7 protein-coding genes and 1 pseudogene are annotated in these 8,416 nt (G+C 57.0%); 3 read left to right on the forward strand and 5 right to left on the reverse strand.

The window, feature by feature from the left end; translation table 11 throughout:
• Nucleotides 1-48: 48 nt before the first annotated feature.
• From PhaeoP97_RS20105 to PhaeoP97_RS13880, 4 genes and pseudogenes are all read right to left on the reverse strand, one after another.
• Nucleotides 49-401 (reverse strand): annotated as a pseudogene (locus PhaeoP97_RS20105) (transposase); the annotation flags it as partial.
• Nucleotides 402-572: 171 nt separating this feature from the next.
• Nucleotides 573-1,478 (reverse strand): ThiF family adenylyltransferase, encoded by a 906-nt coding sequence (locus PhaeoP97_RS13870; RefSeq protein ID WP_072505559.1) that lies wholly within the window; start codon nucleotides 1,476-1,478, stop codon nucleotides 573-575.
• Between the two features lie 59 nt (nucleotides 1,479-1,537).
• Nucleotides 1,538-2,296, reverse strand: coding sequence for a PEP-CTERM/exosortase system-associated acyltransferase (locus PhaeoP97_RS13875; RefSeq protein ID WP_083570386.1), 759 nt, complete (start codon nucleotides 2,294-2,296; stop codon nucleotides 1,538-1,540).
• 371 nt (nucleotides 2,297-2,667) lie between these two features.
• Complete coding sequence (locus PhaeoP97_RS13880) at nucleotides 2,668-3,618, reverse strand: glucokinase (RefSeq protein WP_072505561.1); 951 nt, start codon at nucleotides 3,616-3,618, stop codon at nucleotides 2,668-2,670.
• Between the two features lie 160 nt (nucleotides 3,619-3,778).
• On the opposite strand from PhaeoP97_RS13880, the gene PhaeoP97_RS13885 reads away from it, so the two are divergent.
• Both PhaeoP97_RS13885 and PhaeoP97_RS13890 read left to right on the forward strand, forming a co-directional pair.
• Entirely contained in the window at nucleotides 3,779-4,873 is a 1,095-nt protein-coding gene (locus PhaeoP97_RS13885; protein WP_072505562.1) for a glycosyltransferase family 2 protein, read from the forward strand.
• Nucleotides 4,873-5,862, forward strand: a complete 990-nt coding sequence (locus PhaeoP97_RS13890) for a glycosyltransferase family 2 protein (protein ID WP_072505563.1) — start codon at nucleotides 4,873-4,875, stop codon at nucleotides 5,860-5,862. The genes PhaeoP97_RS13885 and PhaeoP97_RS13890 overlap by 1 nt, the downstream gene beginning before the upstream one ends.
• A gap of 28 nt (nucleotides 5,863-5,890) precedes the next feature.
• On the opposite strand, the gene PhaeoP97_RS13895 is transcribed toward PhaeoP97_RS13890, so the two are convergent.
• Nucleotides 5,891-6,643 (reverse strand): WecB/TagA/CpsF family glycosyltransferase, encoded by a 753-nt coding sequence (locus PhaeoP97_RS13895; protein ID WP_072505564.1) that lies wholly within the window; start codon nucleotides 6,641-6,643, stop codon nucleotides 5,891-5,893.
• 174 nt (nucleotides 6,644-6,817) lie between these two features.
• Here PhaeoP97_RS13895 and PhaeoP97_RS13900 point away from each other — a divergent pair, with 174 nt between their 5' ends.
• On the forward strand, nucleotides 6,818-8,281 hold the full coding sequence (locus PhaeoP97_RS13900) for a hypothetical protein (protein ID WP_072505565.1): 1,464 nt from the start codon (nucleotides 6,818-6,820) through the stop codon (nucleotides 8,279-8,281).
• Nucleotides 8,282-8,416 lie beyond the last annotated feature (135 nt).

An 8,416-nucleotide genomic window follows, 5' to 3' on the forward strand; every position in this document is an offset into this window, starting at 1 on the left:
GTCGCGTGTCATAGGCGCCATCCACTGCCCGGCAGGGCATCACACAGTGATGTCCCGAGAGGGGGCAAGCAGGTTCAGCGGCCCACCGGCGCGGCGATATCGGATCTGGACGGCCAGCGTAGAGAAATCCGGAACGGGCCAGTCCAGACCCGCCAGGTGCAAAAGGCTGGTGCCCCTCCCGACGGTCTGCCGGAGGGGCAGCTTGAACAGAACCTTGATCGACAGGCAAACTGGATCGCCGCACCCGAGAAGACCGCAGGGCGGCCGGGGCTGCCATCCTGCGGCGCGAGCCAGATCATCTCGTTGTCCAACCAGATCAGAAGCGACCCGCGCTTTCTGAGCGCATCGTTCTAGCTGGACCAATGCGTCGTACGGTAGCGGCCAAGTGCGGGCTTGTTCATCTGCCCTGTCTAGCCGCATGGATTCGTATTGTGAATCCTTAGCACTCAGAGTGCTGCAACAACGCCATCAGAACCACAAAACAAGTTTTGGATCACGCGCTGATCGACGAAACAAAGGCCCTGTATTTTTACCCGGCCTTTATTAACACGATATCCATATATGCTAATTTACTATTCAGCGTTCGTATTCTCAACAGTTCTTCTGATATGCCTCAATTTATATCGATGTATTATACTGTGAGGGCCAAACCACGACCTTCCTGAAACACATTTTCCTGAGGATGCGTCAAATTGATGAAACCAAGGCGCGGCCTTTGTGCCGCCACGATGTAATAGAAGCTTTAACACCTCTGTCCCTGCAATACCGGCACAAAGAGTGATCCCCATTGGCGTCGACGGAGCTTTTTGGGCTTTGAAGTCGATAAATGACGGATCTACCAAAAAGGATCGATGCAATCCTTTTGGGCTAAGACCAAGCAGGAAACGAATGTAATCATCGTCATCATTGTGTTCTGAAAACCCGAAATATTCTTCAAACGACTGGCTCTGCGGTGTGAAGATCAACCAGGCGCATCCTGTGCCAACTGGAGCTGCGGTGATCGCAGGGATGCCACGGCGTCTGGCCTCAGCAAACAATGCACGGCGGACCTCCAGTGCGAAAAAGTCGATGGAGTCGACGTAGATGTCCGCCCCGTCCAGGAATTTGGAAACCGTATCAGATGTGATCGCTTGGTCCCAGCTTTCGATCTTGATCTCGGGGTTGATGTCCAGAAGATGTTCGGCAATCACCTGCTGTTTTGGACGCCCAAGATTGGACATGGTTGCGCAGAACTGTCGGTTGAAATTGGCCAAGTCAAAATGATCGAAATCCGCAAGCTGAAAGGCTCCGACCCCGAGGCGCGCAAGGGTTATTGCGTGGGCGCCTCCGACGCCGCCTAGCCCGCAGATCGCGACTTTCTTATCACGCAAAACTTGTTGTTCTTCGCGCGTGATCCATCCAAGGGTTCGGGAGAACGCCTCTTCGTATGAGAACGTTTTGGAAGGCGTAGTATCTTCTTCAATCTGTTGAAAAATCATAATTAACCCAATCAATGTAGAAAATGGAGGGTGCTCACATCAGCAAGAGAGAGCTCGGATCAAATCGCGTATCTGGTTTCTCTTTCGAGAGCCTGCCGATCCAGTGGCCATGTCTCACCATTGTCAGTGATATAGCGCCAGACCTCGACGTTCTTATCAAACAGCTCTGCCAGCAGAGCGGGAAGTTCACGATATATCGGCACTCTGATACCGCGATGATCAATGCGCACACCGATATCATGATAGCGAAAACCAGATCGAGACAGCATGCGCTGCAAACCGGGGGCAACGGTCATGATCACTGTATCAACATCATCATATGCAATCGCCCGCATGATCCCGCGAACCAGAGCCAACGCAGGGAAAATGCCGGTCGCAAGATCCGCACGGCTCACCTTGGTCGCCGAATGCTCTCTCGAAAGCGTAAACCGGGATATCTCGATAAGTTTTCCTTTGGTCCAATGCCGACGCATATGCTTTTGAAACCTGTCGGACCTCTCAAAAGACGGGAATTGCGGATCCTTGGCTTCAAAGCTTTGATAGAGAATGCGGACAGTCCCCACTGGGTCACCAGTTCTTTGGTCTTCTAGTAGGATATGGACGGCACTGTCATCATATTGATCCCGTTCAAGCCCGTCTGGAAATTGTTCTAACGCTTCCCACGATCTATTCACGCAGTATTCCTGATACCTCAAACGCATGCAGGTTCTGATATCATCAATCGTTCTGCAAGTACGTGGGTTTAGAGTTGGAAATAAATCCACATGTTTATGTCTTCTACCAATTTCAGCGGTTCTTACGAATTCCATATATCCCATGTGTTTCTCCAAGGGGTTAGGTGAATACACATTTATGGTTTAATAATTTATTTACGATCAACGCTTTGTTAACAACTAAAATACTAAAAATTTAGTTGTATAGGGCAATGACGTCTCGCACGATTCATGCATGTGCAAGGCGAGAGGGTATCTGCTCCGATAGGGAAATCGTTCTGCGGCAGGTGCCACAGATGCCGTGTTCGGACCATGGCCGCCATCTGTCACAGCTCAGGTCGGACCAACAAGCCGTCCATGCTCACACCCTTTGTCTTGTTGCGACCATCACCGCATTAACGACCATCACCGCATTAAAAAGGCCCCGGCGTTATGCGCCGGGGCCTTATGGTAAGGTTTCAAGGCCGTTCTGGGTGTTAGCCAGCACCGCCTGCGACATCAATGGCAAAGCGCGCCGCCCCACTGACGCCTGCGGCGTCATCAGTGATCAGCCACAGCGGCGTGGTCTCACAGCGGCTCTGCACGCCAGTGGCAGGTTGCAGGAAACTGTTCAAAAAGTCCTCGCGCGCAGGGGTCCCCAAAACACCCCGTGCCACGCTGCCGGCAAAGAAAATCCCCTGCCCCGGCATATAGGTCGGCACCAGCTCACGGGCGAAGTGACCCAACAGACGCGCCCAAGAGGTCACGGTATGGGCCGCCGCGCTTGTACTGTCGTCCTGATAGGCCGCCACAATCTGTGCGCCGCCCTCGGCTGCGACGCCGTGTAACGCCTGATGATAGCGCACCAGTCCACGACCCGAAAACAGATCCTCATTGGTGGCAAATTCGCCGATTTTATCCCCCAACAGCGCTGCCAGATCCCTGGCGACAGGGGCCGACAGGCTGGTATGGCCCATCTCGGCCTCGGCGGTGTGGCCATCAACGGATAGCGAGACATTGAACCCAGTGCCGATCCCGGCGACCAGCGCCTGCTTGCCCCGCTGATGACCAGCACGCAGCGACGACAGCTGACCGGGGATCAAGGCAGGCAAGGAATGGCCCAACGCCGCCAGATCATTGATCACATCCACTCGTGCATTTTCACCCAATTGCAGCTGCTGTGCCAGGCCAGCCGTCGTACCGTGCCAATTCCGATTGGTCAGCTGGTATTCATCGCCGTAGACAGGCCCTGCCACAGCGATACATGCCCCCGCCAGCGACGGCAGGTCTGGTTGCGCACAATAGGCCGCCAGCACGTCGTCCAGACTCGAGAAACTGTCGTTGGCAAAGCTCTGCAACGCAGTGACACCGATTTCAGGACCGGCAAGCGCCAACCGCGTGTTACTGCCGCCCACGTCGCCAACCAGCACTGTTATGTCCGTGCTCATGTGCTCTGCCTTTCTGATGTCGAATTTGGCGAGACACTGCCGTATTCGATGGCTAAATGCAATTGGAGCTGCGCGGATTGTTTAGGCGCTAACATAACTCATACACCTTGCCAGATGGGCATGTTTTTGCGCAACTTGTGCCAATCGATCAGGAAACACGATGACAGGCACAGATGACGGCGCGCAGCATCCGCAGGAAAATCGCACCCGCCCGCGCGGCAACGGCGTAGCCGCGCGCCTGTCGGGCCTGTGGGACCGGTATGTGGCCCTGCCTGGCGACCGGTTACGGTTCAGCGCCTCCGTGCGCCATATCTCTGGTCCGCGCCAACCTAAGTCCACGCCGGATGCGGTTACGGTGATCGCATTAGTGCGTGACGGGGCCTATTATCTGGATGTGTTTCTGAGCCACTACCGCGCCCTTGGGGTTACGCATTTTGTGTTCTGCGACACCGGTTCAGCAGATGGGACGCTGGCACGGCTGGCGGCGGAACCTGATGTCACCGTGTTGCAATCCTTGCTGCCCTGGGGCCGGTTTGAAAACATGTTCCGTGGCTATGCCGCCCGGAGGTTCTGTCAGGACCGCTGGTGTCTTTTTGCTGACATGGACGAGATCCTGGAGTTTGAGGGGCAGAACGCGGCCGGATTGCCTGGATTGATCACCTATCTCGAGCGTCACGGGTATACTGCTATGATGGCGCAAATGCTGGAGATGTTTCCCAATGCCCCGCTCACCACAGTGGCGGATCTGTCTTATCGCGCTGTTCAGGATCAATTCTGCCACTATGACATCACAGCGGTGCGCGCCCTGCCTTACGACAGCAAAGCGACAGGGCTGTCGTATTTCCTGCAACAGAATGAACTGCCAGACACAGCAGAGCCAAAAATGCAGTTTGATGGCATTCGTGGTGCCGTTTTTGGCGAGCGTTGCTGCCTTAGCAAGCATCCTCTGGTTCATATTGGTGAGGGGGTTGCTCCGGCGGTTCATCCGCATCTGTCCACGGGTGTCCGGGTTGCAGATGTCATGGCCGTTCTGAAACACTACAAATTCGCCAACAACGCCCTGGCCAGAGACCGTGCATCCCAGTCGAGCGAGGCCATTCCACATGGCGAAGATGCGCTGCGTGTGGCCGGATTTTCCGCCGATCCCGATCTATCGCTTTGGTCCACTGCGGCGCAGGTCTATGAGGGTCCGGCGCTGTTGCGCGCGCAGGGATTTGTGCAACTGGCCCCTCGCTATCTGAAGGAAATCACATAATGAATGGTGACCGAGACGCAGCGGCCCCGCCCGTCTCCGCGACGCCCTATGTCGACGCCGTCGTAATCGGCCGGAACGAGGGCGCACGATTGGTCAGCTGCCTGCGCAGTTTGCAAGGGCAGGTGCGGCAGGTGATCTACGTTGACAGCGGCTCGACCGACGGATCTGTAGCAGCGGCAGAGGCCTTGGGCGCGCATGCGATCTCGCTTGATATGAGCGAAGGTTTCACCGCCGCCCGCGCCCGCAACGCAGGTCTCGCACATCTGGCGGGGGATTGCACCTATGTGCAATTGGTGGACGCCGACTGCGATGTCGCTGTCGGCTGGATTCCTCTCGCCAAGTCTCGGCTGGAGGCAGATGCAAAGCTGGCCGTCGCCTGTGGCCGTCGCCGTGAACGCCATCCCGAAGCGTCGATTTACAATCAGCTTTGCGATCACGAATGGAATACGCCAATTGGCCCGACCAAGGCCTGCGGTGGCGACGCCCTGATGCGGCTGGCGGCCCTGAAGGAGGTCGGCGGATATCGCAACGACCTGATTGCTGGCGAAGAACCGGAGCTGTGCCTGCGTCTCGCACGGGCCAGTTGGGGCATTTGGCGGCTGGATGCAGAGATGACCCTGCATGACGCGCAAATGTACCGGTTTTCGCAATGGTGGCAACGCAGCCGTCGTGCTGGTTTTGCCTTTGCAGAGGGTGCAGCGCTGCATGGAACCGCGCCTGAGCGTCATTGGGTTGCAGAAACCCGGCGGGCATTGATTTGGGGCGCGGGATTGCCATTGGGTATTTTGTTGTTGGCCCTGATGTTTACCAGCTGGGCCTTGCTTCTGGCACTGATCTATCCGGCGCAATGGCTGCGCCTGTCGCGCCGAATGGGGGTGACGCGCGCGCTCTATTCGGTGCTTGGCAAATTTGCCGAGGCACAGGGCGCGCTTGAATTCCACTGGCTGCGCCTTCGTGGCCGCAACCGTGGTCTGCTGGAATACAAATGATCCCACGTGAATACGGGCTTGGGCCGTTTCAGGGGTGACGCAAGCGCAGTGCATGCAATAGCTGCCCCGGCAGGATCGCAAGACAGCGCAAATAGCGTGGCCCAAGCCTGCGCGGACTGCTGAGCGCCCGCCACAGCCATTCAAGCGCCAGTTTGCGAACCCATTCCGGCGCACGTTTCTGATGACCCCCCAGAAAATCCAAGCCAGCCCCAACAGAGGCAAACCCCACCTCTGGCGCAAGAGCCCGGCCACGGGCCGCCATGGCTTCCTGCTTGGGGGCCCCAAGAGCCAGGAAGCAGAGGCCGATCTGTCGGCGTCCAAGTTCTGACAGGATTTTCGCCGCCTCCTCTCCACTGGGATCAAACACCCCAGACGGCGCGTGACACCAGGCGACCTCCAATCCGGGCACCTCAGCGATAAGCGCCTCGGACGCATCCTTGAGGGCCTTATCAGTGCTGCCCACCAATGCGATTGGCACCCCGGCGCGCGCCGCCCAGCGGCACAAGGGCACGACCATGTCCGACCCCGGCATCAGTTCCACTGGCCGCTGTGCAAGCTGCGACAGCCAGACAATTGGCCGCCCGTCTGCCACGACAAAATCCTGCGCCGCGTACGCCTTAAGAAAGTCACCAGAGGCCCGCATCTTTACCAGGTGGTCGAGGTTCACTGTCGCCAGCGCAAAGCCGCGCCGGGTCTGAAAATGCCCCATCACAGCCTGCTCTAGCCGGGCGGCATCGGCTATATTCACCTCGATCCGCACATCATCAATTTCAAAATACACGTCTACCCCCTCATGCCCCGTCCAGCGCTGCCCATGTGCCACCCCTCTTCGATCACACGGCCTTGCGTCTCATTCAAGAGTTTACCTCAGACGACGAATGCGGGCGACATTGGGCGGATCTAAAGCTAAGCTTATGACCACGAGGGGCAAAAAAGAACGTAGGACCCGCAATCAATGCCAAATGCACTGGCATATCTGATGCTGATCGCCTGGCCGGTGATCGCGTATCATCTGTTTCGGCGTCTGCCGCTGCAACAGGCGATTTTATGGTGTGTGATCGGCGGCTATCTGTTTCTACCGCCGTTGGCCGTATTCGACCTGCCGCTGGTCCCAGACATGGACAAGGATTCCATTCCCGCGGTCGTGGCCTTTGTGATCTGTGTCTACGTACTGGGCCACAAGGTGGAGATCTGGCCACGCCATCCCGCAATGCGGGCACTGGTGGCGATATTTCTGGGCTCTGTCATCGCGACGGTTATGACCAACGGCGATCCGATTGTGTTCCGCGTAATTGAAAACGCCGAACCCATCGTTTTCCCCACCTATGCGTTGCCCGGTTTGCGGTGGCGCGATCTTGGGTCGGTGATGATCAACCAGTTCATCGTTCTTCTGCCCTTCTTTCTGGCGCGACGATACTTGTCGCATCCTGACCAACAGCGTCAGTTGGTTATAGTGCTGATGGTGGCTGGGCTGGTATACTCGATCCCCTCGCTGATCGAGGTGCGTTTTAGCCCGCAGGTCAATACCTGGATCTATGGTTTCTTCCAGCATGACTTTAGCCAAACCATGCGGCAAGGCGGGTTCCGGCCCATCGTATTCCTGCCCCACAGCCTGTGGCTGGCGCTGTTCATGCTGATGTCGGTACTGGCAGCAACTGCGCTCGCCCGTAGTTCAAAAGCTCCGGACCAACGGCGTTTCGCAATGGCCGCCCTCTATCTTTTTGGGGTGTTGATCCTATGCAAGAGCATCGCATCGCTGGTCTATGGCCTTGTGTTTACGCCCTTTGTGGCAATGGCCTCATATCGGATGCAGATGCGTCTGGCTCTGATCCTGGGGGTCATTGCCATTGTCTATCCCATGTTGCGCAACCTTGATTTGGTGCCGGTGGATGCCATTCTGGCACAGGCACAGGCCTTTAGCCCTGAACGTGCACACTCATTGGGGTTTCGCTTTACCAATGAGGCCCTAATGCTGGATCGCACAGCTGAGAAACCCTGGTTCGGCTGGGGCGGCTGGGGCCGCAATCTGGTGCGTAATCTGGAAAGCGGAGAAATCGAGTCCATTCCAGACGGGCGTTGGATTCTGGTGTTCGGCACCTTTGGCTGGGTGGGCTACATTGCTGAAATGGGCCTGCTCGCCGGACCGTTGGTGCTGCTGTGGCAACAGATCCGCAAACATGCCGCCGCTACGCTTTCTCCCTTTGCCGCGCCGTTGGCGTTGATGCTGGCGGCCACTTTGGTCGATATGCTTTTGAACGCCACACTGACACCCGTGACCTGGCTCTGTGCGGGATCGGTGCTAGGCTACGCTGAGCGGTTGCGATACCCCGGTCTCTTCACGCCCAAACGGCAATTGTTCGATGGCAATCAGGCGCTGGCCACTGCGCCACCGCCACGCAAACGGCGCAGCGTGCTATGATGCCGCATTATTTTCGCAATTTTGGCAGGATTGGACACAATCCGTCCCTAACGATACCGTATATCTTTTGCAGGGTTCACATTGCGAACAGGGTTTTCCGTCGGCTTGGGGGCCAGCGGGCGAACGCCCTTTTCA

The organism is Phaeobacter porticola (assembly GCF_001888185.1).
Taxonomy (GTDB): domain Bacteria; phylum Pseudomonadota; class Alphaproteobacteria; order Rhodobacterales; family Rhodobacteraceae; genus Phaeobacter; species Phaeobacter porticola.

Excerpts from the sequence above, each read along its gene's own strand:
- PhaeoP97_RS13900 (WP_072505565.1), top strand. The coding sequence starts at position 6,818 with ATGCCAAATGCACTGGCATATCTGATGCTGATCGCCTGGCCGGTGATC.
- PhaeoP97_RS13875 (WP_083570386.1), bottom strand. The coding sequence starts at position 2,296 with ATGGGATATATGGAATTCGTAAGAACCGCTGAAATTGGTAGAAGACAT.
- PhaeoP97_RS13870 (WP_072505559.1), bottom strand. The coding sequence starts at position 1,478 with ATGATTTTTCAACAGATTGAAGAAGATACTACGCCTTCCAAAACGTTC.
- PhaeoP97_RS13880 (WP_072505561.1), bottom strand. The coding sequence starts at position 3,618 with ATGAGCACGGACATAACAGTGCTGGTTGGCGACGTGGGCGGCAGTAAC.
- PhaeoP97_RS13885 (WP_072505562.1), top strand. The coding sequence starts at position 3,779 with ATGACAGGCACAGATGACGGCGCGCAGCATCCGCAGGAAAATCGCACC.
- PhaeoP97_RS13890 (WP_072505563.1), top strand. The coding sequence starts at position 4,873 with ATGAATGGTGACCGAGACGCAGCGGCCCCGCCCGTCTCCGCGACGCCC.